24 protein-coding genes and 2 pseudogenes are annotated in these 24,713 nt (G+C 39.1%); 14 read left to right on the forward strand and 12 right to left on the reverse strand.

Annotated elements, in window-relative coordinates; genetic code table 11:
• Positions 1-37 precede the first annotated feature (37 nt).
• From MLC44_RS08825 to MLC44_RS08880, 12 genes and pseudogenes are all read left to right on the forward strand, one after another.
• Positions 38-1,123, forward strand: coding sequence for an epoxyqueuosine reductase QueH (locus MLC44_RS08825; RefSeq protein ID WP_151900050.1), 1,086 nt, complete (start codon positions 38-40; stop codon positions 1,121-1,123).
• Positions 1,124-1,173: 50 nt separating this feature from the next.
• A complete protein-coding gene (gene fabZ / locus MLC44_RS08830) occupies positions 1,174-1,623 on the forward strand; it encodes a 3-hydroxyacyl-ACP dehydratase FabZ (RefSeq protein ID WP_151900049.1) in 450 nt (149 codons plus the stop codon).
• An 11-nt stretch (positions 1,624-1,634) separates the two neighbouring features.
• Positions 1,635-2,419, forward strand: a pseudogene (lpxA, locus tag MLC44_RS08835) (acyl-ACP--UDP-N-acetylglucosamine O-acyltransferase).
• Positions 2,416-3,660 carry an ATP-dependent Clp protease ATP-binding subunit ClpX gene (gene clpX / locus MLC44_RS08840; protein WP_151900047.1) on the forward strand — a complete coding sequence of 415 codons (1,245 nt, stop codon included), beginning with the start codon at positions 2,416-2,418 and terminating at the stop codon, positions 3,658-3,660. The pseudogene lpxA and the gene clpX overlap by 4 nt, the downstream one beginning before the upstream one ends.
• A gap of 10 nt (positions 3,661-3,670) precedes the next feature.
• On the forward strand, positions 3,671-4,708 hold the full coding sequence (locus tag MLC44_RS08845) for a rod shape-determining protein (RefSeq protein ID WP_151900046.1): 1,038 nt from the start codon (positions 3,671-3,673) through the stop codon (positions 4,706-4,708).
• Positions 4,701-5,462 carry a rod shape-determining protein MreC gene (gene mreC, locus MLC44_RS08850; protein ID WP_434579958.1) on the forward strand — a complete coding sequence of 254 codons (762 nt, stop codon included), beginning with the start codon at positions 4,701-4,703 and terminating at the stop codon, positions 5,460-5,462. The genes MLC44_RS08845 and mreC overlap by 8 nt, the downstream gene beginning before the upstream one ends.
• Complete coding sequence (locus MLC44_RS08855; protein WP_434579959.1) at positions 5,459-6,208, forward strand: MipA/OmpV family protein; 750 nt, start codon at positions 5,459-5,461, stop codon at positions 6,206-6,208. Before mreC ends, MLC44_RS08855 begins: the two co-directional genes overlap by 4 nt.
• A gap of 69 nt (positions 6,209-6,277) precedes the next feature.
• Positions 6,278-9,534 (forward strand): annotated as a pseudogene (carB, locus tag MLC44_RS08860) (carbamoyl-phosphate synthase large subunit).
• Positions 9,495-9,968: a Sua5/YciO/YrdC/YwlC family protein gene (locus MLC44_RS08865; RefSeq protein ID WP_151900042.1), complete on the forward strand. Its 474-nt coding sequence runs from the start codon at positions 9,495-9,497 to the stop codon at positions 9,966-9,968. Before carB ends, MLC44_RS08865 begins: the two are co-directional and overlap by 40 nt.
• Positions 9,965-10,411, forward strand: coding sequence for a hypothetical protein (locus MLC44_RS08870; protein WP_151900041.1), 447 nt, complete (start codon positions 9,965-9,967; stop codon positions 10,409-10,411). Before MLC44_RS08865 ends, MLC44_RS08870 begins: the two co-directional genes overlap by 4 nt.
• A 1-nt stretch (position 10,412) precedes the next feature.
• Positions 10,413-10,991, forward strand: a complete 579-nt coding sequence (locus tag MLC44_RS08875) for a hypothetical protein (RefSeq protein ID WP_151900040.1) — start codon at positions 10,413-10,415, stop codon at positions 10,989-10,991.
• Between the two features lie 3 nt (positions 10,992-10,994).
• The gene (locus MLC44_RS08880) at positions 10,995-12,173 is read left to right on the forward strand and encodes a glutathionylspermidine synthase family protein (RefSeq protein WP_151900039.1); all 1,179 of its coding nucleotides are present in this window, start codon (positions 10,995-10,997) and stop codon (positions 12,171-12,173) included.
• Here the strand turns inward: MLC44_RS08880 and hemC are convergent.
• The 9 genes from hemC to argB are packed head-to-tail and all read right to left on the reverse strand — an operon-like array spanning position 12,170 to position 19,809.
• On the reverse strand, positions 12,170-13,129 hold the full coding sequence (hemC, locus tag MLC44_RS08885) for a hydroxymethylbilane synthase (protein WP_418640470.1): 960 nt from the start codon (positions 13,127-13,129) through the stop codon (positions 12,170-12,172). The genes MLC44_RS08880 and hemC overlap by 4 nt on opposite strands.
• Positions 13,129-13,962: a DsbA family protein gene (locus MLC44_RS08890; RefSeq protein ID WP_434656998.1), complete on the reverse strand. Its 834-nt coding sequence runs from the start codon at positions 13,960-13,962 to the stop codon at positions 13,129-13,131. Before MLC44_RS08890 ends, hemC begins: the two co-directional genes overlap by 1 nt.
• A complete protein-coding gene (locus MLC44_RS08895) occupies positions 13,916-14,347 on the reverse strand; it encodes an FxsA family protein (RefSeq protein ID WP_151900036.1) in 432 nt (143 codons plus the stop codon). Before MLC44_RS08895 ends, MLC44_RS08890 begins: the two co-directional genes overlap by 47 nt.
• Entirely contained in the window at positions 14,348-16,051 is a 1,704-nt protein-coding gene (locus MLC44_RS08900; protein WP_434636446.1) for a proline--tRNA ligase, read from the reverse strand. It abuts the gene before it with no gap.
• 14 nt (positions 16,052-16,065) lie between these two features.
• Positions 16,066-17,334 (reverse strand): glutamyl-tRNA reductase, encoded by a 1,269-nt coding sequence (gene hemA, locus MLC44_RS08905; RefSeq protein WP_434657000.1) that lies wholly within the window; start codon positions 17,332-17,334, stop codon positions 16,066-16,068.
• Positions 17,334-18,221 carry a polyprenyl synthetase family protein gene (locus MLC44_RS08910; protein ID WP_346388941.1) on the reverse strand — a complete coding sequence of 296 codons (888 nt, stop codon included), beginning with the start codon at positions 18,219-18,221 and terminating at the stop codon, positions 17,334-17,336. The genes hemA and MLC44_RS08910 overlap by 1 nt, the downstream gene beginning before the upstream one ends.
• A gap of 16 nt (positions 18,222-18,237) precedes the next feature.
• Positions 18,238-18,654: a hypothetical protein gene (locus tag MLC44_RS08915; protein ID WP_151900032.1), complete on the reverse strand. Its 417-nt coding sequence runs from the start codon at positions 18,652-18,654 to the stop codon at positions 18,238-18,240.
• Between the two features lie 3 nt (positions 18,655-18,657).
• Positions 18,658-18,945 carry a DUF2018 family protein gene (locus MLC44_RS08920; protein WP_151900031.1) on the reverse strand — a complete coding sequence of 96 codons (288 nt, stop codon included), beginning with the start codon at positions 18,943-18,945 and terminating at the stop codon, positions 18,658-18,660.
• Positions 18,946-18,957: 12 nt separating this feature from the next.
• A complete protein-coding gene (argB, locus tag MLC44_RS08925; RefSeq protein WP_346388942.1) occupies positions 18,958-19,809 on the reverse strand; it encodes an acetylglutamate kinase in 852 nt (283 codons plus the stop codon).
• Between the two features lie 126 nt (positions 19,810-19,935).
• On the opposite strand from argB, the gene MLC44_RS08930 reads away from it, so the two are divergent.
• Both MLC44_RS08930 and MLC44_RS08935 read left to right on the forward strand, forming a co-directional pair.
• Positions 19,936-20,481, forward strand: coding sequence for an HdeD family acid-resistance protein (locus MLC44_RS08930; RefSeq protein ID WP_151900029.1), 546 nt, complete (start codon positions 19,936-19,938; stop codon positions 20,479-20,481).
• A gap of 1 nt (position 20,482) precedes the next feature.
• On the forward strand, positions 20,483-21,769 hold the full coding sequence (locus MLC44_RS08935; protein WP_434657002.1) for an APC family permease: 1,287 nt from the start codon (positions 20,483-20,485) through the stop codon (positions 21,767-21,769).
• Here MLC44_RS08935 and MLC44_RS08940 read toward each other — a convergent pair.
• From MLC44_RS08940 to MLC44_RS08950, 3 genes are read right to left on the reverse strand one after another with little or no spacing between them, the layout of a single operon-like run.
• The gene (locus tag MLC44_RS08940) at positions 21,753-22,643 is read right to left on the reverse strand and encodes a tetraacyldisaccharide 4'-kinase (protein WP_418640477.1); all 891 of its coding nucleotides are present in this window, start codon (positions 22,641-22,643) and stop codon (positions 21,753-21,755) included. The genes MLC44_RS08935 and MLC44_RS08940 overlap by 17 nt on opposite strands.
• Positions 22,644-23,780, reverse strand: coding sequence for a DegT/DnrJ/EryC1/StrS family aminotransferase (locus tag MLC44_RS08945; protein WP_188110047.1), 1,137 nt, complete (start codon positions 23,778-23,780; stop codon positions 22,644-22,646).
• Between the two features lie 16 nt (positions 23,781-23,796).
• The gene (locus tag MLC44_RS08950; RefSeq protein WP_151900026.1) at positions 23,797-24,603 is read right to left on the reverse strand and encodes an NAD+ synthase; all 807 of its coding nucleotides are present in this window, start codon (positions 24,601-24,603) and stop codon (positions 23,797-23,799) included.
• Positions 24,604-24,713 lie beyond the last annotated feature (110 nt).

Below are 24,713 nucleotides of genomic sequence, written 5' to 3' on the forward strand. Positions count from 1 at the left end.
AATACTCATAACCTAAAACATCTTTCAAGGAAAAACCATCTTAGTACATATTTGTTGCAGTGTTGACTCACACTTCTTTCTGGAAAAACTTCAAAAAGATTTTCCAGATGAAAAACTGACCGGCTTTTTTTACGACCCGAATATCCATCCCTATTCCGAATATCAGCTGCGCCTGCTTGATGTCAAGCGCTCCTGCAAAAAACTCGGTATCGAATTGATTGAGGGTGAATATGACTATGAAAACTGGCTTGAAGCAGTTCGTGGACTGGAAAATGAACCTGAAAAAGGGGCTCGTTGTGAAGTCTGTTTTGACAAACGTTTCACAACAAGTGCAAAAAAAGCCCTCGAACTCGGTGAAAAAAAAATAACAACCACTCTGTTGGTAAGTCCGCTCAAGTCCCAGGAACAGCTCAAACGTGTCGGTGATGAATTTTATAAAAGTCACGGTGTTGAGTTTGTAGCCGTTGACTACAGAAGCGGCGGCGGGACACAGGATCAAAGCCGTGTCACAAAAGAAGAACAACTCTACCGTCAGGACTATTGCGGCTGTATTTTCGGGCTTACCATGCAGCGGGATCAGCAAAACAGACTGATGGATGAAATGTTTTCACCAATTTCAGGACAGACACTTCCTGCCTCAATTGAAGAACGTCTTTACATGTACACCAAAAGAAACGAACTGGAAGAGGAAGGCAAAGAGTACAGAATAATTAAACAAAAATTTCTCAACTATAGACAGTTTGGCTTTAAGCTCACAGCAGGAAAAAAAGAGAGCATAGAAGCTTATGCTATGAGTTATTCCACACTGCCGAGAAAAAAAGCACAGGGGCGCATAGAATTTTCACACAATGGTGTGTATTATTTTAATCGTGAAGAGATAAAATTTATCACTTTGCAAACCTACAATGACTTGGGCAAATCAACTTATAAATCTGTCAAAGAGCTTATTTACAACCCCTTGGACTTTGAAAAAGAACAGAGACTCAGAGCTGTTGTATCGGGCTCAAATTATGACATAACTCCCATAATAGTTGTCAAGGATATACCGGAGACAAAGCTTAGCATTGAATTGAATGCAAAAGTATATGAAGATACCAAAGAAAAACTTATTATCTTTTCTTAACAATAAATTAGATAAAATATCAAAAAAATATTGTTATAAGGTTTATAAATATGCTTATGGATGTTACAGAAATACAAAAAATTCTTCCTCACCGTTATCCTTTTTTGTTGGTTGACAGAGTTACTCAGCTAGAAAAAGGAAAATCGGTCACTGCTTACAAAAATGTCTCTATTTCAGAGCCTGTTTTTCAGGGACACTTTCCTGGCCATCCTATATATCCGGGTGTCATGATTTTAGAAGGCATGGCGCAAGCCGGCGGAATATTGTCATTTTTAAGTATGGGAGATTTGACGGAGGAAGAGATTGCAAACAAAGTAGTCTATTTCATGAGCATCGACAAAGCAAAATTCAGAACTCCTGTAAAACCGGGAGACAAACTCGAATACAGAATTTCTGTCATAAAACAAAAAGGTACTATCTGGATGCTTAAAGGTGAAGCATATGTTGATGACAAATTAGCAAGCGAAGCGGAACTCAAAGCTATGATAGTTGACAAGTAAAGGATTTATTTTTGTCTCAAATATCTCAACTTGCCGTTATTGAAGACGGCGCGACAATCGGAGAAAATGTTACAATCGGACCGTTTTGCTTTATCTCAAGTGAAGCAACGATTGGCAATGGAACAAGCATAGATGCAAACAGTTGTATTTACGGAAAAACAACTATCGGCAAAAACAACAAAATTTTTTCACATGCAGTCATCGGTTCAATTCCGCAGGACCTGAAATTCAACGGTGAAGATGTTGAACTTATCATCGGCGATAACAATACTATCCGTGAATTTACCCTTTTTAACCCTGGGACAAAAGGCGGCGGCGGAAAAACCATCATAGGCAACGACAACCTTTTTATGGGATACGTTCACCTCGGACATGATGTCATCATCGGCAATCACTGTATCTTGGCAAACGCGGCAACACTTGCAGGACATGTGGAACTTGGCAACTATGTTGTCATTGGCGGCATGACACCAATTCACCAGTTTGTCCATGTAGGCGATTATGCCATGGTGGGAGGCGCATCAGCTTTGGCACAGGACATTCCTCCTTTTTGTATGGCAGAGGGAAACCGTGCTTCGCTCAGAGGACTTAATTTAACGGGACTCAGAAGACATTTGTCAAGAGATGACATCAATGCCCTCAAATCAGCCTACAGAGAACTTTTTGAATCAGGCAGACCACTCAAAGATACAGCAAGCGAACTGCTGGAAAATTCAGACAATCATTATGTAAAGATTTATGTAACTTTGTCATTACAACAAAACGCGGAATTCCGTTTGAAAGGAAAAAAGTATGATACACAGACATTGCAGCTTTTGTGATGCAAGCGAAAGCGAACAAAACCCTCTTATAGCAGGCAACGGTGTTTACATTTGTAAAAACTGTGTTGTTTCAGCTTACAAAATAATGTTTGGTGATGAAAAAGAACTTGCAAAAGAGAACAACAGCGAACTTGTTGATGCAGTACACAAACTTATGACACCAAAAGAACTGGATGCTTTTTTGGGTGAGTATATTATAGGACAGGAAAGAGCAAGAAAGCTCCTGAGTGTTGCTGTTTATAATCACTATAAGCGTATATTTAAAATGCACAAATCAGATGAAGATGATACAGAAATTTCAAAGTCAAACATTCTGCTTATCGGTCCTACAGGAAGCGGTAAGACACTTATGGCACAAACTATTGCACGGGTATTGAATGTCCCTATCGCCATTGCGGATGCAACAAGTCTGACAGAAGCCGGATATGTCGGTGAAGATGTTGAAAACATTTTGACAAAGCTCATTCAGGCAGCTGACGGTGATGTAGAACGGGCGCAAAAAGGCATCATCTTTCTTGATGAAGTTGACAAAGTTTCACGTATGAGTGAAAACCGCTCCATTACCCGCGATGTTTCAGGCGAAGGTGTCCAGCAGGCACTTTTAAAAATCATCGAAGGTTCTTCTGTCAATATTCCGCCAAAAGGGGGAAGAAAACATCCAAATCAGGAGTTTACAGCTATTGATACTACAAATATTTTATTTATCTGTGGCGGTGCCTTTGACGGACTTGAAGATATTTTAAAGCGCAAACAGGGTGAAAATGTTCTTGGTTTCGGCCAGGAAAAGAAAACAAAAGAAGAGAAAAAACCGACTTTTGACATGGTTGAACCGGATGACCTGGTTCATTACGGACTTATTCCTGAGCTTGTCGGACGTCTGCCTATCATTGCATCACTCAATGAAATCACTGAAGATGACATGGTGCGCATTTTAACAGAGCCGAAAAACTCACTTGTAAGACAGTACAAAAAACTTTTTGCCATAGATGATGTGGAACTGAACTTTGAAGAAGATGCACTCCGTGCCATAGCAAAAAAGGCCATCAAAAGAAAAACAGGAGCACGGGGACTTCGCGCAATTTTAGAAGAGAGTATGATAGATATCATGTATGAACTCCCTGAATACAGCGGTTATGAAGTAATGATCACAAAAGAAGTCATTGAAAATGGCGAACAACCTCTTTATATTAAGAAAACAACACAAAAAACAGCATAAGGCACAATAAATGATATTTAATAAAATAGTCGGACTTTTTTCAAATGACCTTTCTATCGACTTGGGAACCGCCAATACAATTGTCATAGCAAAGGGGCGCGGGATTATCATTAATGAACCTTCTGTTGTTGCTGTCAAAACCGAAAAATATGGACAACAGCGTGTACTCGCTGTCGGACATGAAGCAAAAGAGATGGTGGGAAAAACTCCGGGAAATATCAAAGCCATCCGTCCTATGCGTGACGGTGTTATTGCCGATTTTGACATGACTGAAAAGATGATTCGCAAGTTCATTGAAAAAGCGCACGGAAGAAGTTCTTTAATATCTCCCCGTATTATCATCTGTGTGCCTTACGGCTTGACACAGGTTGAAAGAAAGGCTGTTCGCGAGTCTGCTTTAAGTGCCGGAGCACGCGAAGTTTTTCTCATAGAAGAGCCTATGGCAGCAGCTATCGGAGCCGGCATAGATATTCGGGAACCACAAGGGAATCTTGTTGTAGACATTGGTGGCGGTACAACTGAAATAGGTGTTGTCTCTTTGGGCGGTTTGGTACTCTCAAAGTCCATCCGTACAGCCGGAGATAAAATCGATCAGGGAATCGTCAACTATGTGAGAAAAAAATACAATCTCCTCATAGGAGAGAGAGTTGCCGAAGAGATTAAAATAAACATTGGAACAGCTGTAGAACTTGACCAGGAACTTACAATGGTTGTCAACGGACGCGATCAGGTTGAAGGACTGCTGAGTTCAGTGGAACTGACAAGCGAAGATGCCAGAGAAGCGATGAAAGAACCGCTTAAAGAAGTTGCCGAAGCCCTCCGTGATGTTTTAGAGAGAATGCCGCCTGATTTAGCCGGTGATATTGTAAACCACGGTATAATTTTGACGGGCGGCGGTGCTTTAATCCGTCAGCTGGACAAATACCTCTCAGATATCGTCAGAATTCCTGTTTTTGTCGCAGATGAACCTCTTTTAGCCGTTGCACGGGGAACAGGAAGAGCCTTGGAAGAAATAGACCTCCTGCAAGAACTTTTTGAGAATGAATAAAAAATCGTTTGTCTATTTTTTTATCCTGACAGCACTCTTTGTGGGTGCTTTATACTACAACAATCCTATTCAGTCTCCCATTGTTTCAGCACTCAACACCATAAAATCAAATTATCTTGACAGTATAGAATTTTTTAACAACAAAACAGACAAATATTTATTTCAGGCACAGGAAATAGAGAATCTGAAAAACAGACTGAAAAAATATGAAAATAATCATCTTCTCCTGCAGCAACTTACTTCTGAGCTCAAGGATTTGTACAAAGAAAACAACTCTTCACTCAAAACAGATCCCAAAGTAGAGCTTGTCCGTGCAATATCGTATGAAAAATTTGGAAATATCAACAGATTATGGATGGATATTCCAGAGTATAATGCCTCAAAAATTTACGGCTTAACCTACAAAGAGTTTGTTGCAGGAATAGTGATAGCAAAAAACAACAAACCTCTGGCACTGCTTAATTCTGACATAAAGAGTGCCTACTCTGTTTATGTAGGGAAAGAAAAAGCACCCGGTATTGCACATGGCAACAATGCCAAAAATATAGTTATCAATTTCATACCGGCCTGGTTCAGTATCAAACCCGGGGATGAAGTGATCACATCAGGTCTGGACAATATCTTTTTTAAAGGTCTCAAAGTAGGAAAGGTTCTTTCTGTTACAAGATCACAAGGCTATCAAAATGCTGTTGTTGAACAATATTACAAGGCGAATGAGCCGGGTTATTTTCATATAATAAGGAATCTAAAATGAAATATTTCATAATCTCAGTGTTATTATTTTTACATCTTACAGCCCAAGAGAGCAAACAAGAACTTACAATCGGTGCCGGACCGTACTTTCAGAGTCAACCTTACAAAGAGGCTTCTGCCCTTGTTTTGCCTTCACCGGTAATATTTTTTGACAACTCTGTTGTATATGCAAGATGGAGCAGATTCGGTCTTTACTTTTTAGGAGACAAAAAAGCGGAATATTCCTGGGGATTTTCCTTTACTGTACAGCCGAGAACACTTGGCTACAAGGCATCAGACTCAGTCTCTTTGCAAGGAATGAGCGACAAAGACTCAACAATGGAAGGTGGTATTGCTTTTAGTGCCGGCTATAAAAATTCCAGCTATATTGAAGTAATGCTTTTGGCAGACATCCTCAACAAATATAACTCATGGGTCGGCAGTGTAGAAATTGGTGATAAGTACACAGCAGGTCAATTTACTTTTTATCCAAGTGCTGTACTCTTGTACCAACCCAGAAAATTTCTTGACTATTATTACGGAGTCAAAAATTCCGAAGCAACACTGCAGCGTCCTGCTTACATGCCAAAGGGAGGATTCTCATTTGCCGTGCAAACATATATTAAATACCCTCTGAGCAAGAAACTCTCAGCCCTTTTTAACATAAGAGCAGACAGAATTCCAAACAGTGCATACAACAGCCCTTTGGTGAACAACAAATTTATTTACTCTGGACTTGCCTCGCTTATCTACACTTTTACCTACTGACTAAACTCCTATTAAGTGCCTTTTGGCTATAATCTCTAAATTTATATAACCATATTTAAGAGGGAACAAATGCCAAAACGCACCGACATAAAAACTATTTTACTTATAGGTTCTGGCCCGATTATTATCGGTCAGGCCTGTGAATTTGACTACTCTGGAACACAGGCTGTTAAAACATTAAAAGAATTGGGTTACCGCGTTGTTCTCATCAACTCAAATCCTGCTACTATTATGACAGATCCCGAGTTTGCAGACAGAACATATATAGAACCTATTAAAGAAGATGTTATTGCAAAAATCATCAAAGATGAAAAAGTAGATGCTGTTTTGCCGACTATGGGCGGACAGACTGCACTCAATGTTGCAATGAGCATGTATGAAAAGGGATGCTTGAAGGTGTAGAGTTTTTAGGTGCAAACCCCGAAGCGATCAACAAAGGCGAAGACAGACAGCTTTTTAATGAAGCGATGACAAAAATCGGTATGGATTTGCCAAAAAGCAGAAATGCCTATAGTGTTGAAGAGGCCATAGAAGTTGTCAAAGAGATAGGTTTTCCGGTCATCAGTCGTGCATCCTTTACACTCGCAGGCGGCGGTTCCGGTGTGGCGTATAATATGGAAGAGTTTAAAAAACTTGCCCAGGAAGGCATTTCAGCTTCGCCTGTCAATGAAATCGAGATTATGGAATCTATGCTCGGCTGGAAAGAGTATGAAATGGAGGTTATCCGCGACAAAGCGGACAACTGCATCATCGTATGTTCCATTGAAAACTTTGACCCTATGGGTGTGCATACGGGAGACTCTATTACGGTTGCCCCTGCATTAACATTGACAGACAAAGAGTATCAAAGAATGAGAGATGCCTCTTTCGCAATTTTACGTGAAGTCGGCGTTGACACAGGCGGTTCCAATGTTCAGTTTTCAATTGATCCGAAAACAGGACGCATGATTGTAATTGAGATGAATCCGCGTGTATCGCGTTCATCCGCACTGGCAAGTAAGGCAACAGGCTATCCTATTGCCAAAGTAGCCACCCTTTTAGCAGTCGGATTTACCCTTGATGAAATTGAAAATGACATCACGGGAACACCTGCAGCTTTTGAACCGGTTATAGATTATGTTGTTACAAAAATACCGCGTTTTACATTTGAAAAATTTCCTGAAGCACAAAGTACACTCAGCACATCTATGAAATCAGTCGGTGAAGTCATGGCAATCGGCCGTACGTTTAAAGAGTCTGTTCAAAAAGCACTCTGCTCTCTTGAAACAGGACTTTGCGGTTTTGATGACATTGAGGCGGATGATGAGTTTGTCAAGCATGAAATCCGTCGTCCCAATGCTGACAGAATTCTTTATGTTGCCGAAGGTTTTCGTCGCGGCATGAGTATACAGGAAATGTTTGACACCTGCCAGATTGATCCATGGTTCTTATATCAAATACAAGAGATGATGGAAACAGAAGCAACTGTCAGCGATAAAATCCTTTTTGATGAGGAGTTAATGCGAAAAGTAAAAGTTGACGGTTTTTCTGACAAAAGAATTGCACAGCTTATAGCAAAAAATTCTCAAGAAACAGTGAGTGAAGACCTGGTTTATGAAGCAAGAAAAAAGCTTGGCATCAGTTTGGAGTATAATGAAGTTGACACCTGTGCCGCTGAGTTTGAAGCACTTACTCCTTACCTCTACTCAACAACAAACATTACAAAACTGCCAAATATTACCAATCGTCAAAGCGACAAACAAAAAGTGCTTATTTTAGGCGGCGGACCAAACAGAATCGGACAGGGGATTGAATTTGACTACTGTTGTGTACATGCGGCATTTGCACTTAAAGAGATGGGCATAGAGACTATTATGTATAACTGCAACCCCGAAACGGTTTCTACCGACTATGACACATCTGACGTTCTTTATTTTGAGCCAATAGATTTTGAACATGTAAGAGAAGTGATAGAAAATGAAAATCCTGATGGCATCATTGTTCATTTCGGTGGACAGACTCCACTTAAACTTGCTGATTCTTTAACAAAAATCGGTGCAAAAATTTCAGGAACTCCATCATCCGTCATTGATTTGGCAGAAGACAGAGAGCAGTTTAGTGATTTTGTAAAAGCGCACAATCTTAAACAGCCTGCAAACGGTTTGGCACGTACAAAAGAAGAATCATTTATTATAGCCGAAAGACTGGGCTATCCTGTTCTTGTTCGTCCTTCCTTTGTGCTCGGCGGACGCGGCATGCGTATCGTATATAGCGAAGATGAGCTGCGTCAATACATGGATCTTGCCATTTCTGTCTCCAACGAAGCCCCTGTCTTGGTAGACAAATTTTTGGATCAGGCAATTGAGCTTGATGTGGATTGTATCTGTGACGGCAAAGATGTCTACATCGGTTCTGTTATGCAGCACATCGAAGAGGCAGGAATACACTCGGGAGATTCGGCATGTTCACTGCCTCCTATGAATTTGACACAGGATATGATAGAAAAAGTTGAGCAGCAGACAAAAGTCATCGCACTCGGCCTTGGCGTTGTCGGACTGATGAATGTACAGTATGCAATTTATCAGGATGAAATTTATCTTATTGAAGTCAATCCTCGTGCCTCACGTACAGTTCCTTTTGTCTCAAAAGCAACCGGTATGCCTCTTGCAAAAGTAGCCACACGTGTTATGATGGGCAAAGACTTAAGAAGCTCATTAGCCTACTATGACAAATATGAAATAGTTGAAGAGCACAACGGTCTGCTTCGTCCTCGTCTCAAAGGGCATGTATCTGTCAAAGAAGCAGTATTCCCTTTCCATAAACTTTACGGTGCCGATTTGGTACTGAGTCCTGAGATGAAATCTACGGGTGAAGTAATGGGTATCAGTAAAAACTTCGGGGTAAGTTTTGCAAAAGCACAACTCAGTGCAGGAAATAATATTCCGACAGGCGGAACATGTTTCCTCTCTTTTGTTGATACAGATAAAAAACATGCTCCTGAAATAGCAAAAGGTCTGGTTGAACACGGCTTCAAACTTGTTGCAACAAAAGGGACACAAAAGGCCATAGAAGAAGCGGGTATAGTATGTGAAGTGGTTTTAAAAATTTCAGAAGGCCGTCCAAATATTGAGGACAGCATGAAAAATGATGAAATAGCAATGGCAATTAATACATCTGACAACAACACATCAAAAAAAGATGCTGTTGTCATTCGCCAAGAAGTGCTTAAAAGAAGTATTCCTTACTTTACAACGCTCAGTGCAGCAAGAGCACTGATACTCGCACTCGATGAAATGGAAGATGAAAAATGGTCAAGCTCAACAGCCCTGCAAGATTTTTTAGTATAAAAACAAATATTATTCTCTCACAAACCGACACTACTGTCGGTTTTTTATCCCAGGATGCACCTAAGCTGTGTGCAGTAAAATCACGTCCAAATACCAAACCTTTCATTGTTGTTTATAAAAACTTCCAAGCACTGAAGAAAGACCATAAAAGAGTACCAAACACTCAGAAAAACAGAGTCAGACGCCTTAAAAAAACAACCTTTATAGTAAAAAACCATGCTTTTCGGGTTGCAGAAGATGTGGCAGACTCTTCTTGTTTGAGACAAAAGGAATGGACATACTCCACATCTGCCAATGAAAGCGGTAAAAACTTTTCAAGAACTTTTTGTGAGCAAAAAGCTGATATAATAATAGAAAACAAGAAAGGACTCTTTGAAGGTCAGGCTTCAAAACTCTATAAAATCAACCATAAAAAAATAAAGAGGTTACGATGAGCAAACTGTTCCAGGCACTGCTAAGCGGTATGTTTTTTACATTCATACTTGATTTTTTCATTATATTAGGCGTGAAACTGAATTATATCGATTTTTATGGTGTACATGTATACTACAATATTTTATTTGCAGATCATCAAAATTTCTTTTTGTTTTTATTTTTTTCTATACTTCTTGGCTATTTGGTAGTTTATGCCAGCACAAAAACAGCACTGATTGTTATAGGTTCTCTCTTTGTCCTCTCTTTTGCAACGCTTATTCCTCCTATAGGAAAAAGCATTGGAGAAATGATGCTTATGAAAAAAAACATTACACTCAAAACGGATAAATTTTTCTATCATGGTGATCTCTACTATGATGGAAGAAAAAATGTAACATTTTACGATTATGAACTAAAAAAAGTTATAATTCTAGATAAAAATAAAATTCGAGGTCAATATTAGCATGAAACATATTTCTTCAATTGCCAGCGGTGTTGTATTAGGAACTGCAGGTGTTTTAATGATGAGTACGCTTACAGGATGTGAGCAAAAACAACAAGAAGCACAAAATAAATTTTTGGTTATAGAACAACAGCCAAACGGAAAGTATAAAGTTGTCGAAGAGATGCCGACACAGGGCCCTTCACGTGCAATCATCAGAGAACGTGATGAATTTGGCAGAGTAACAGAGCGTTTTATGAACGAAGAAGAGATGAAAGCTTTGGCTGCACAAGAGTATCAAAAAGTACAAAATGGTACGAGCGAAACACTTCAAGATAATTCAGGCAGTGCAGGTATGGGACTTGCCGGTACTATTTTAGCCGTTGCGGCAGGAAGTTTGCTCGGAAATATGATAGGCAATGCGCTGATGAACAACAAAAGGTTTTCCAGAAATGCAAGCAGTGTCAACAGAAGTGCCTACAGCCGTTCGGCAGCAGGCAAGGCAGCAAGAAAATCAACAAGCAGCAGAAAAAGCTTCTTTGGCGGCACTTCAAGAAGCTCGAGCTACAGCAGAAGCAGTGGCGGATTTTTTGGAGGCTGACACATGATAACTACACAAAAACTGAGTCCAATAGATGATGAAACCTTAGAAGAGATAGGCTTTACCTGGCATACTGATTCTGACGGCAGCAAGTATGTCAGCGATGAGCTTGTAGAAGTGACCCAAGAAGAAGCAGAGGCCTATTATGAGGCAGCAAATACTCTTTATGACATGTATGTCGAAGCAGCCGAATATGTCATCAGCAATGATCTCTTTTTTGATTTGGGCATTCCTTTCAACCTTATAGAGAGTATTAAAAAAAGCTGGGAAAACGATGTCCATTGGCATATTTACAGTCGTTTTGATTTAGCCGGCGGTATTGACGGACAGGATATTAAGCTTATAGAATTTAATGCCGACACCCCTACGGCGCTTTTTGAGACTGCACTTTTACAATGGGCAATTTTAAAATCCAATGATATGGACGAAGAGCGTCAGTTTAACAATGTATATGAGGCCATCAGTAACAATTTTAAAAGACTCGTTACACTCTTTGATGACACAGACAAATTTGAAGAATTCTATGACGGCTGGAAAATACTTTTTTCTTCTGTTGAAGGCAATGACGAAGAAGAAGCCACCACAAAACTGCTCCAGCAGATGGCAACAGATGCCGGATTTGTTACAAAGTTTGAGTTTTTGCAGAATGTCCGCTTTGATGAAGATGGCATTTATGACAGTAATGACATAAATTATGAGTACTGGTTCAAACTCTATCCTTGGGAAGACATTGCAGTTGATGAGCCGGAACTCGCCACCACACTCACAAATATCATCCAAAACCAAAAAGCCATTATTTTAAACCCTGCCTATACTTTACTCTTCCAGTCAAAAGGAATGATGGCAATTCTATGTGAACTGTTTCCAGATTCGCCTTACCTTCTTAAAACCTCTTTTGAACCGCTTCAAGGACTCAAGCAAGTTGAAAAACCTGTTTTTGGACGCGAAGGTGCCAATACAAAGATTATCGAAGCAAACGGAAGTATCAGCATTCAGACTGAAGGTCCCTATGCGAATCATAAAAAAATCTACCAGGAGTATGTAGATTTTCCAAAAGATGTTCATGGAAAAAAATATCAGGCAGGTGTTTTCTTTGCCTATGAAGCCTGTGGACTGAGTTTTAGAAAAGGCGGAGATATTTTAGACAATATGAGTAAATTTGTAGGCCATGTTATACTTTAGAGTCTTTGTGGCATTTCATCTTTAAAAGCAGTTTTTTCTGCTTCTTTTAATAACTCCAGTGCACCTTTGTCTATCATCTTTTGGGCAAGCTCTTTGCCTAAATTTTTACTTTCCGCTATACTTCTTACGATTTTTTCCTGCATAATATGTGTTCCGTTTGGAAAGCCAAGCATAACTCTAAAAACAACATTATCATCTTCTATAACAGCATTACAGGCAACAGGAGCCGAACATCCCGCTCCGATTTTTGATATAAAATCTCTCTCAATCTGTGTACATGTAAAGGTATCTTCATCATTGAGACTTTGTGCAATTATCCGTACCTGTTCATTGCCGGTTACAATTTCAATACCCAAGGCAGCCTGCCCCATCGGCGGTATCATCATATCAAGAGAAAGTTTTTGGGTATAGGGAATATCTTTGAGCAAATCAAGTCTGTTGAGTCCTATCCATGCCAAAATTATCGCATCATACTGCCCTTCTTGTAACTTTCTCAAACGTGTATTGACATTCCCTCTCAAATCTCTGACTTTTAAATCAGGTCTTTTTTGCAAAAGTTGCATTCTACGGCGCAAACTCGTTGTCCCAACCACTGCTCCCTCCGGCAAATCTTCAAGTGTTTTGTAAGTATGTGACAAAAAAACATCACTTTGGTCTTGACGTTGCGTCACAGCTGCAAGTTCCAAACCATCGGGAATATATGTCGGTACATCTTTTAAACTGTGTACAGCAAGCTCGGCATTGCCTGAGAGCATCTCATCTTCAAGCTCTTTGGTGAAATGCCCTTTTCCGCCGATGAGAGCCAAAGGTTTATCCAAAACCTTATCGCCGTTACTTACTATTTTATTAAGCACTACTTCTATTTCAGGAAAACTTGCTTCAACTCTTTCCTTGATATGATATGCCTGCCAAAGTGCCAAGTCTGAAACGCGTGTTGCTATTGTTAATTTTTGCATTACTTCACTTTTAGGTATTTTTTCTTTGTATTATCTACAGAACCGTCAAGATAAACCGTCGGTGTTCCACCAACCATAAGATCAGTGGCTACAAGTCTGTCGTGGTTAAACTGCTTGATTACACTGGAATTCTGAATATCTTCAGGTGTAATATTTGTCCCTTCTGCTTTATTAAATGCTTCAAGAATTTTTTTGACATTTTTTTCTCTTGGATTGATTGAAACATTATAAAGTTTTAATACAACATCTTTTACACCTTGATGTTCTGCGGCAATTGCTGCTTTGACCAGTGTTACGGAAGCGGGATGAATTCTTTCGAGTGGAAAATGATAGTAATATACAGCAAATTTTTGGGGCTCTTTTTTCATATCTTTAATCGCCCCTGGTACAAATCCTCTACAAAAAGGACACAGTGGGTCTGAAAAAATGACTATTTTGTGTTTCGCATTGGCATTGCCGTAAATCAAATTTTCTTTTGCATAATGTCTGGCTTTTACTGTTGGTTTAACCTTGTCGACAAGACTTTCTCCTGTACTTATATCTGTCAAATCTTTTGTAATCATCTTTCCGTTTGAAAACCAAATCATTTTTTGGCGAATTACCTGCTTTGGCTTGTTTTTCAAAACAGCTTTCACATTAACAATATAGGCATTCCATTTTGGAAGTTGTTTGAGTGGTGTAACATCCTCCACTTTTACATCTACTGATTTGAGTCTTGGATTTTCACTAAACTTGTCTTCTAAAAAATATTCTATATTTTCACTTGCGTTACTTGCATAGAGAAAACTACTTAAGAGCAGAGTCGTGCTCAATAATTTCAACATCAATGACATCTGAATCCTTTGTTATATTATTTTGTTCCTCAAAAGAAGAATTACATTTTCCTGATTTTACATTATAACGGTTAACAATCATACTCGTAAAAACACCAAACTGCATGAGTATACCTAATATGTCTGTTAAAAATCCAGGAATAATCAGCAGTATAGCACCAATCAGGGTAAAAAGATTTAATTTTTGAAACTGCTCGAGATCAATACAGTTATAAGAGACTGCCGTCATATTTTCAATCAAACTTTTTCTGAAATTCACTAAAATTGATATCCCTATAAATGCAGTAACAAGAATCTCAAAAAAAGTGGCAAGCCCTCCTATAGCAGAAGAAATCTGCACAGAGACAAGCACTTCCAAAAAAAGGTAGAGTAAAAAATAAATCATTTAAATCAGTTCCATAATTTTATCAAATATCTCTTCACTCTTGATATCTCTTTTTTCTTTTGTTGCTCTGTCAAAAATCTGCACATGTCCATTTTGCAACTCTTTACCGATAACAACCGTATACGGGAATCCGATAAGTTCCGCATCTTTCATTTTAAATCCAAAACGTTCTTTTCTGTCATCGAGCATTACCTCTACATTTGCATCCTGCAGCTGCTTATAAAGTTGTTCGCCTGCTTGCACCTGCGCCTCATCTTTGATGTTACTTATCATAATATTTACCATATACGGTGCTGTCTCTTTTGTCCAGATACAGCCATTTTCATCATGATGCTGCTCTACAACTGCTGCTACAAGGCGTGAAACACCCATTCCGTATGTTCCCATAATAAAAGGCTGTGCTTTTCCGTTCTCATCTAAAAACTCGGCTTTTAAAGCTTCAGAATAAGTCGTTCCGAGTTTAAAAATATGTCCTACTTCTATACCTTTTGTAAAAGAGAGTTCACCGTCACAGTACGGGCAGATATCCCCCTCATTTACTTCTGCTATATCTGCGAAATAAGCAGCATTACTGAGCACCGACAAATCTACCCCTATAAAGTGATAATCTGCTTCATTTGCCCCACAGATTAAATTTGTGGCATCTTTTAAATCACTGTCAATGACATGTTTTGCCTTGTCTTGATCAAGCGGCCCTATAAAACCGGGAATCAGCCCTGTCTCTTTGAGTTCTTCTTCTGTCACATCCACAATATCAAGGGCTTCTGTTGCATTGAGTGCTTTTACTTCCTGAAGATTATCGCATCCGCGTACAAAGAAAAGAACAATTTCACTTGCATCTTCATATATAACTTTTTTTGCAACACATTTAACCGTATAATAAGGGTCAATTTTGAAAAACTCTGCAAGTTCATCTATTGTTTTTATCTCTGGTGTTTTAAACTTATTAAAAGAAGCTTCAGGAGCTTCAGGAATATTTGAGCGTTTGCTTCTTGAAGCTGCTTCTATATTGGCACCGTATTCACATTTTGAACAAACAGCAATTGTGTCTTCACCACTCTCTGCCAAAACCATAAGCTCTTTGGAACCGCTTCCACCAATGGCACCACTGTCGGCTTCTACCACTCTGAAATCCAGTCCCATACGAGAAAGTATCTTTTTGTAGGCTGCTTCCATTGCATCAAATTCTCTGTCTAAATCCTCTGCTGTAGCATGAAAAGAGTAGGCATCCTGCATAATAAACTCACGGCCACGCATAAGCCCGAAACGAGGACGGGCCTCATCACGGAATTTTGTCTTAATCTGATACAGATTTAATGGCAGATTTTTATAAGATGTCACACGGTTCCGGACAACATCAACCATCATCTCTTCATGTGTAGGTCCAAGTACGAAAAGATTGTTTTTTCTATCGTGAAAACGAAGCAGTTCTTTACCGAACTTTTCTATTCTTCCACTCTCCTGCCACAACTCTGCGGGTGTTACAAAAGAGAGTTCCACTTCCTGGGCACCTACTTTTGTCATCTCTTCATTAATGATATTTTCTATTTTTTTAATCACTCTTTTTGCTAATGGCAGATAATTATACAACCCTGCAGCAACCTGTGTAATAAATCCTGCACGAGATAAAAATATATGACTCGGAAGTGTAGCATCTGATGGTGCCTCTTTGGTTGTCGGTATAAAAGCTTTACTTCTTCTCAAATTTTAATCCTTTTTTAAATGGTGTTTGTATTGGTCTGGAATATTGTCATGTTCATCATTAAGAATATACTGCATTGCTCCGGTGACAGAATCACTTTTGGCTTCATGCGAGGCTGCACGCATCTTTTTGTCATATCATGCAAAAATCTTTTGATTGCCTGATGCGCCATTTTTTGTGCTTGCATTTCATATTCCTGAGGCAGAAAACCTTTTTTAATTGCACGTTTTGTCTCTTCCTGTGCGGCTTTTTCGGCTTTTTTATAAATCTCTTTTATGATAGGTTCCACATTGAGTGTATCAAGCCACTCATAAAATTCCACAACACTTCGTCCTACAATTCCGTGCGCCTGTCTTACATACTGTTCTCTTTGTGCTTTGTTTGCATCTACAATATCTTTTATATCATCCACAACAAAAAGAAAAATATTTTCTCTGTTTTTTATATCAATATCTCTTGGGACAGCCAGGTCAAACCAGAATCTTTCAAAATCTACATCTTCTATAAGTTCGTTGGTAATTATAGGATAAGAAGAACCTGTAGCAGTAAATATAATGTCAAATTCGTTAACCGCTTTGTCCAGGTCTCCAAATTCATATACTTCCGCATTGCACTCTTGTGCCAAAGTCTGGGCTTTTTGCTTTGTTCTGTTTGCAATAAAAGTTTCCACCCCGTCCGAGACAAGGTGTTTTGCGCAGATTTCACTCATTTCACCTACACCAATCACAAGTGCTTTTTTTTCACGTAAATTTTGAACCTTTTCTTTAATCTGTTTTATTGCTACAGAAGCCACAGAAACCGGTTTTGAGGATATATCAGTGAGATTTCTTACCTTTGCAGCACATTTAAACGCATGAGAGAGTGCTCGTGACATTTTCTTATCCGAATAACCGCGTTCATGAGAGAATTTAAAAGCATCTTTTAACTGTCCGGCAATCTGTGTCTCACCGACCACCATAGAGTCTATAGAACTTGCAACCGCAAAAAGATGATGAATAGCACTGCTGTCATCAACTATCTCAGCAGTTTTTCGTAAAACCTCTTCTGACAAACCACCTTTAAATGCCAGTAACTTCATCATATGTTCTGTTGCTTCTTCAATGTCACTGCAGCATACATACAACTCCATACGGTTACATGTAGCCAGCATGACAGCTTCACTGATATTAGGCGACTTGAGCAGTCTTTGCAGACATGCCTCTTTCTCTTCATCCGTATAGGTGAATTTTTCTCTCAGTTCCAAATTACTGTTTTTATGGGAGAGACTTACAATTAAATAATGCATCAATAACTTCTTTGTATCATTGTATCTAAAATGGCAACTAAATCTTTATCTTCGTGCAAAGCAATCTTCGCCTCGTTTGAGAGTTTCTGTGCCAGTTCAAAAGATTTTTCTATCGTTTTATGTTCTTGCATTTTCTTTTTCATCCATAAGAGTTCTTCTTCCGTAGGTTTTTTCGCATGCAGAGATAGAAGCTTTTCCTGATCTTTTGCTTCAAGTGCATTATAAAGATAAATATACGGCAAAGTACATTTCCCCTCTACATAATCATTCATCGCAGGTTTTCCAAGCGTTGCTTCGTCTGCTGTAATATCAAGAATATCATCTATAATTTGAAATGAAAGTCCTAAGTTACGTCCGTAAAGAGCATATTTCTCTGCATCTTTTCCCGCTAGCAGAGCACTCGCTTTTGCAGCTGCTTCAATGAGTGTAGCAGTTTTGAGATAGAGCATATCAAGGTAACGCTCTTCATCACTGTTAAAACTTTCTGCCATTCTGACATCCATCATTTCGCCCTTTGAGAGTGCTGTAACCGATGAAGCAATTGTCTGTGCTACCGCTTTGTCAAAGGCAACAAGTTCCGTAAATGCTTTTGAGTATAAAATATCTCCAAGCATGACAGCTGTTTTGCTTCCGTCTGTTGCATTTACCGATGCTGCTCCGCGTCTTGTCATCGCATCATCAATAACATCATCATGTAAAAGTGAGGCAGCATGAATCAGTTCCACTATGGCGGCTAAAAGAGGAGCGTCCTTATGTTCTGGAGCAATTTTAAGAATAAGCTTTGCCCGAAGTCTTTTTCCGCCCTGCAGCATGGCAAACAGACGGGTCACTTCATCATAATCACACTCTTGTATCAATCTTTTTATTTGTGCTTCTACTCTTTGCATTTATCTCGTCTTTTGTTTATTTTTTTGCTGTTTCTAATCGTATTTGCTCTTTATCATCAGAGAGATAAAGCTCAAATTTTGCAATATTTTTTTTTACATCAAACTCTTTAAATTTAACCAGTATATAGGGTATATTATAAAAATCTGCTCCAGGAGTTTTTAGTTTAACCCGAAAACTTTGATTTTTATGATTCAAGTACAGTATATTTTGCGCTACATGCTTATCATAAGAACGCAAAACCACCAAACCTTCATTAGTGTACAAAGTCCATCTAAATGTAAAAAGTCTTGTTTTGTTATCGTATTTTACAAGAATTTTCTTTGGCTCATCCTTTTTCAATGAAATTTCCTGCACATCCCGTAAGTCACTTGCAAAAACAGCAGTGCTACAAAGAAACAATGCTGTCAAGAAAAACTGTAAAATACTTTGCAACTCTTATTCGCTTTGAGAAAGAATATCACCCATAAGCTCTATGTAAATACTTTTCGTTTTGGTTGCAACCTCATCCAGATGACTTGCTTTATATCGGGCAACTGCCGTATCAATATCATCACCGACCTCTTCTTGGAGCATCAACTCCATTGCAGCAACTTTTTCAACAAACTTTTCAAGTTCCTGTCTTACTATATCATTGTTCGCATTAAAAACAACATCCATAAACTTTGATCTCGGAGAACCTCCGAAAATATCATCTTCATCTTCAAATAACGCGCTGTAACTCATACCTAATCCTTTTTATTTTACTATTTGGGTACCTACACCCTCTGATGTAAACAACTCTAAAAGCATAGAGTGTTCAAGTCGCCCGTCAATTATGTGTGCTTTATGCACACCACCGTCTATCGCTTCAAGACAGGCATCAACTTTTGGTACCATCCCGCCGTGAATCGTTTCGTTTTCTTTGAGCACTTTTACTTCATCTTTTGTCAAGGTTGCAAGAAGTTTTTTCTCTTTGTTCAAGACCCCCGGAGTATCTGTCAAAAATATTATTTTGTTTGCACCTATGGCTTTTGCAACATATGATGCACACAGATCAGCATTAATATTATACCCGGGATGTCCCATCTCTTCACCTGCGGCAATAGGGGCTATCACAGGAATAAAGCCTTCTTTTATCAGATTTAAAACAACATCTGCTTTGACATTTGTAATATTTCCAGTCAATCCCCACTTGGAAAAATCTTTCGCCCTTGCACGGATAAAGTGTGCATCCTTACCGCTGATACCTATTGCTTTTGCATCATGAGAGTTCAGCAAAGAGACTATCTCTTTGTTAATCTCACCACTGAGTATCATCTCTACAATCCGCATGGTCTCTTTTGTCGTGACACGCTGTCCGTCTATAAACTGCGTATCAATTTTAAGCGCTTCGAGCATATCGGTAATCTTTTTTCCACCGCCATGAACAATTACAGGTTTGATACCTACCAAATACATAAGCAAAATATCTTCTGCAAACTTCTCTTTTAATTCGGGAGATGTTTGTGCCGAACCGCCATATTTTATAACGACAATCTCTTTTCTAAACTCGCGAATAAACGGAAGTGCATCAAGGAGTGTTTTTACTGTTTCAACTTTTGCCTGCAATATTTCTATCCTTTATGCAAAATAATTTTGCTATTCTATCCAATCTTCTATTAATGCTACTTAAGTAACTCTTCTTGTGATAAAACTATGTTACAATCTTTCCAAAATATTCGAAAAGGAAGAAAAATGTGGAAGTATCCTATAGATGAGAATCTGTTTGACAAATTTAGTAAGTATTCAAAAATTACAGGTGTGATTTTTATTATTCTCGGAATAGTGGGTATTATATACCCTGTATTTATGACCCTGGCAACAGTCACCTTTGTGGCATGGCTGATGATGTTTGGTGGTTTTATGGCCGGGTATTTTACCTATATAAGTGACAAAAGTGATGTTCTGGGCTGGCTTAAAAGCTTTGTGCTTATCGGGATTGGTGCTTTAATGATTTTTTATCCAATGACAGGAATTGGCACAGTCGGTCTGCTTCTGGCTATATACTTTTTTATGGATTCTTTTGCCAGTTTCTCTCTTGCGATGAATATGCGTCCTGCAAACGGCTGGATCTGGTGGATGATTAATGCCCTTTTTTCCATGTTAATCGGTATTTTATTTATAGCAGGATGGCCTTTTACCTCCACCTACCTTATAGGTTTGCTTGTCGGTTTCAGTCTCTTTTTTGACGGATTTGCCCTGCTTGTCACAGGGTCGATTTTTAAAAAAATGAACCGATAAAATGCACAAGACAAAAGCATTTGGTCTCTGGAGTGCCGTCTTTTTAGGTATAGGCTCCATGGTCGGTGCCGGAATTTTCATAGTCATCGGTCAGGCAGGGGCCATGGCTGGAAATATTGTCTGGATCTCTTTTGTTTTCGGTGGGATTATAGCCCTTTTAAGCGGCTACTCTCTGGCAAAGTTGGCAGTACGCTACCAGTCACGCGGCGGGATAGTCGAGTATCTGGTCCAGGGTTTTGGAGAAAACATTTTCTCCGGTTCCATGGGTGTCATGTTCTATTTTTCCCAACTCATTGCCATTGCAGCCGTTGCCAAATCATTTGGAACCTACAGCGCAACTTTTATGCTCCACGGAGATACAGCCTGGGTCAATATATTTGCCATAGGTATTATCGCCTTTTTTACCCTTATCAATCTTATCGGTGCCGTTTTTGTTGCGAAGGCGGAAAACATCATTGTCATTATCAAACTCGGAGTCCTTGTTACCTTTGCTTTTGCGGCACTTTTTACGATACAGCCTCAGCTTTTAAGTGTAGCGGACATGCCTCCTGTAAGCGGTATGGTCTTTGCCATCGGAATTACGTTTTTTGCCTACCAGGGTTTTAGTGTGATTACAAACTCAGTCGAGGATATGGAGAATCCGAAAGTGACCATGATGCGTTCTATGTTTGTCGCCCTGCTCATTGTGGCAGCTTTATACATACTTACAAGTATCGCTGTTTTAGGAAACCTGCCGCTTGATAAAATTATTCAGACAAAAGACTATGCTCTGGCTGAAGCGGCAAAGCCCATCTTTGGTGAATGGGGATTTAAAATCATGGCCGCAACAGCACTCCTGGCAACAGCCTCGGCTATTAATGCAACACTTTATGCCGTAACTGACATAGGATACACAATGGCAAAAGAGGGAAACCTTCCTGAAATATACGAATATAATATCTACCGCTCTTTTGAAGGACTCATTATCAGCGCGTTGCTGATTATACCGATGATACTCTTTTTCAACCTGGCGCAAATCACAACTGTTGCCGCTATAGTCATGCTCATCGTTCAGGGAAGTACACATATTGCGCATTTGAATCTTCTGCAGAAGAGTGGCGCAAAAAAATATCTTGTTGTTTTGGCAATTTTTTCCATGTTTGGCGTTGCGGGGATTACTCTCTATTCTACCTATAAAACCATGCCTGAGATTGCATACTATCTTATAGTGACCTTTGCACTTGCTTTTACGACAGAGTATCTACTGCGATACTTCAAACAAAGAATCATTTCTAAACAAACGCACTAAAGACACCTTCTTTTACTTTTACTTCCAGATCCAGAAGTGAAAGGGGCAGTCCGAAATGCTCAATTTTTACATAATCTTTAAATGTTACCAAAAGAGAAGTCGCTGCATCATTTTGTAAAATTGTTTCAAGTTCTTCTTTTGTAAAACTGTGATGGTCTTCAAAATAATGCTTTGCAATAACAGCAGGAAGATATTTATCAAGTCGTTGCGGCCTTGCTATAGCGGTCACAAGACTCATTTTTTGTGTCGGGTTCACAAGTTTTACCTTACGAAAAAAATCTTTCTCCTCTTCTACATGTAAAGCCTCTTTCCCCGGCCACAGACGCTCTCTAAAAGGACCTGCAGGCAAACAAAAACTGTTCTTTGATTTTACATCTATGAGTATATCTTGCTTTTTGATATCATGTTTGGAGTAGGCATCATCCAAAAAAACTATCTCACAACCCAGCTCTTTTGCTTTTTGTATGGCTCTTTTTCTCTCTTCACTGACTATGACTGTAGCATTTGGAAGTTTTTTGGCATATATCATCGCTTCATCCCCGCTGCTTTTGACATCACATAAAATTTCATTGCCGTTTTTGACAACAATCAAGCCTTTGGATGCTCGTCCATAGCCACGAAGTATAATCGCAGGTTTTTTGTGCTCTTTTGCCAGTGCTGTTACCAATGGAGTTTTGCCACTGCCGCCGACAGTCAGATTACCAACGCTGACAATTTCCATAGCAAAATCCTCCGGTCTCTGTAATTTGTATCGAACATACATAATAATACAATAGAGCCAACTCAGCGGAAGCAGTAGATAGGAGAGAAGTTTTTGCAAAGGAGTTGGGTTGTAGAAATACTCTTCAACCCAAAAAACGAGCGTTTTTTTCAATTACACTCTCGTTTTTGCTATTTTTTTGATTTTACTTATAACTGTTTGTACATCTTCATCAGTCATACTTGCATAAATCGGTAAAGAAAGTACCTGTTGGAATGAACGCAGTGCTCTTGGAAAATCATTAACACGCAGGGCATATTTGCTTTTATAATACGATAAAAGATGAAGCGGAATATAATGCAATCCTGCCCCGATTCCCTCTTCTTTGAGTGCTACAGCAAAAGAATCGCGGTTTTTATCTATTTTTACTATATAAAGAGAAAAAGGATTCTCTTCATTATCCATATCCGGAGTAATAATGTGATCTACCCCTTCAAGTCCTTCACTGTACATTTTGGCAATCTCTTTTTGTCTTGCGATGTTTTCATCCTGTTCTTTTACCTGCGCTCTGATATAGGCTGCATTTAAATGGCTCAGTGCATAATCATTCCCAATATCTACAACATCATAAATATACTCCAAAGCATTTTCATTGCGTACCATTGCATGATTTGCCAGCAACCTTGCTCTTTGCATAATATCTTCATCATTGGTCACAAGCATCCCGCCGTTACAGATATTTTTCTTTAAATGCGGAGAAAAGTTAAAACAGACTATATCTGCACCTGTTGCACCTATTTTCACTCCCTTGTATGTAGCACCAAGAGCATCGCTTGCATCTTCAACAATTTTGACATTATATATGGAAGCCATCGAATAGACTCTGTCCAAATCTACAGTCATACCGCCAATATGCGTTATAATAACCGCTTTGAGCTTTTTGGATTTGTTTTCTTCCAAATAATTTTCTAACTTATTGAGATCAATATTATAAGAGTCTTCGGCTATATCAATAAAAACAGGCTCAGCATCAAAATGGCGGACAACCTCAGGTACACTCGGATGCGCATTTACACTGCAGATTACTTTGTCCCCGCGTTTTAGGTCAAGTGCAAGCATGGCAAGGTGCAGCGCCGATGTGCCGTGCGATGTAGCAAGCGCATACTCTGATCCGACATACTCGCGAAACTCTTCTTCAAGTTTTGGTACCTGATATAAATCTTCTCCGTCGAGTACATCACTCACATTAGAGTGTGCCTCGCGGGAACTTTCATACTTACTAAAAGGGATACTCAGTTTTTCATTTTTCATTTTTTACTCCTAGGTTTTATAATGTAATATCACGCGGATAATTAAAGTCATGATTCAATGTTCTTGAAGTCAACTTTGCAATCACAGGCATCTTTCTTTTGAAATGATTTCTAAAAATTCTTTTTATAATCATATCCAACATCCGTTCGTCAACACCCTTTTGTATGACTTCTTCACGCGAAAGTCTCTCATCCACATAGAGTTTCATCGCTGCGTCAAGTTGGGCATATGTATAGCCCAAATCAGCCTCATCACTTTGACCGCTCCACAAATCAGCCGAAGGCGGCTTTTCAATGATACTTTTACTTACATGTAAGTACTCGGCTAATTCAAAAACTTCGCTTTTGTACAAATCTCCTATGGGATTCACTGCCGACGCCAAGTCGCCGTAAAGTGTGCCATACCCGAGCATTAATTCACTTTTATTGCTTGTACCAAGTACCAAAGCATTCTCTTTTGCCGAAATATCAAACAATGTTGCCATTCGCATGCGTGATGAAAAGTTTCCTTTTCTGAGATTATCCATATCAGGGTGCATCTCTTCATACGCTTGCAACATTGGAGCAATACTACAGACAACACAACGCATATTGAAATCGCGACACAATTCATCCGCATCATCAAGTGAGTTTTGTGATGAATATTGTGATGGCATTTTAACACATAACAGGTCATCTCCAAATGCTTTTTTCGCCAAAACAGCGACCACAGCAGAATCCAGTCCGCCACTCAAACCAACCACTGCTTTTTTTATACCTGTCTTTTTCACTTCATTTTCCAAAAAAAGAACCAAATAGTCAGTTATCTGCGAATATTTACTCATAATATATACTAAACCTTTACAACTTATTAACAAAAAATATTATATCTAAAATTTGTAACAAATGTTTTTTTAAGAAAAGTGATTTTAACGTTTTTGTAACAAATTTATTG

Origin of the sequence: Sulfurimonas sp. NW9 (genome assembly GCF_051132275.1) — a bacterium.
Lineage (GTDB): Bacteria > Campylobacterota > Campylobacteria > Campylobacterales > Sulfurimonadaceae > Sulfurimonas > Sulfurimonas hydrogeniphila.

What these genes read in the sequence shown, in the direction of transcription:
- mreC (WP_434579958.1), top strand. Translation starts at nt 4,701, where the DNA reads ATGAATAAAAAATCGTTTGTCTATTTTTTTATCCTGACAGCACTCTTT.
- MLC44_RS08895 (WP_151900036.1), bottom strand. Translation starts at nt 14,347, where the DNA reads ATGATTTATTTTTTACTCTACCTTTTTTTGGAAGTGCTTGTCTCTGTG.
- MLC44_RS08935 (WP_434657002.1), top strand. Translation starts at nt 20,483, where the DNA reads ATGCACAAGACAAAAGCATTTGGTCTCTGGAGTGCCGTCTTTTTAGGT.
- fabZ (WP_151900049.1), top strand. Translation starts at nt 1,174, where the DNA reads ATGCTTATGGATGTTACAGAAATACAAAAAATTCTTCCTCACCGTTAT.
- clpX (WP_151900047.1), top strand. Translation starts at nt 2,416, where the DNA reads ATGATACACAGACATTGCAGCTTTTGTGATGCAAGCGAAAGCGAACAA.
- MLC44_RS08865 (WP_151900042.1), top strand. Translation starts at nt 9,495, where the DNA reads ATGGTCAAGCTCAACAGCCCTGCAAGATTTTTTAGTATAAAAACAAAT.
- MLC44_RS08910 (WP_346388941.1), bottom strand. Translation starts at nt 18,221, where the DNA reads ATGCAAAGAGTAGAAGCACAAATAAAAAGATTGATACAAGAGTGTGAT.
- MLC44_RS08845 (WP_151900046.1), top strand. Translation starts at nt 3,671, where the DNA reads ATGATATTTAATAAAATAGTCGGACTTTTTTCAAATGACCTTTCTATC.
- MLC44_RS08920 (WP_151900031.1), bottom strand. Translation starts at nt 18,945, where the DNA reads ATGAGTTACAGCGCGTTATTTGAAGATGAAGATGATATTTTCGGAGGT.
- MLC44_RS08875 (WP_151900040.1), top strand. Translation starts at nt 10,413, where the DNA reads ATGAAACATATTTCTTCAATTGCCAGCGGTGTTGTATTAGGAACTGCA.
- MLC44_RS08930 (WP_151900029.1), top strand. Translation starts at nt 19,936, where the DNA reads ATGTGGAAGTATCCTATAGATGAGAATCTGTTTGACAAATTTAGTAAG.
- MLC44_RS08950 (WP_151900026.1), bottom strand. Translation starts at nt 24,603, where the DNA reads ATGAGTAAATATTCGCAGATAACTGACTATTTGGTTCTTTTTTTGGAA.
- MLC44_RS08945 (WP_188110047.1), bottom strand. Translation starts at nt 23,780, where the DNA reads ATGAAAAATGAAAAACTGAGTATCCCTTTTAGTAAGTATGAAAGTTCC.
- MLC44_RS08855 (WP_434579959.1), top strand. Translation starts at nt 5,459, where the DNA reads ATGAAATATTTCATAATCTCAGTGTTATTATTTTTACATCTTACAGCC.
- hemC (WP_418640470.1), bottom strand. Translation starts at nt 13,129, where the DNA reads ATGCAAAAATTAACAATAGCAACACGCGTTTCAGACTTGGCACTTTGG.
- MLC44_RS08870 (WP_151900041.1), top strand. Translation starts at nt 9,965, where the DNA reads ATGAGCAAACTGTTCCAGGCACTGCTAAGCGGTATGTTTTTTACATTC.
- hemA (WP_434657000.1), bottom strand. Translation starts at nt 17,334, where the DNA reads ATGCATTATTTAATTGTAAGTCTCTCCCATAAAAACAGTAATTTGGAA.
- MLC44_RS08880 (WP_151900039.1), top strand. Translation starts at nt 10,995, where the DNA reads ATGATAACTACACAAAAACTGAGTCCAATAGATGATGAAACCTTAGAA.
- MLC44_RS08890 (WP_434656998.1), bottom strand. Translation starts at nt 13,962, where the DNA reads ATGTCATTGATGTTGAAATTATTGAGCACGACTCTGCTCTTAAGTAGT.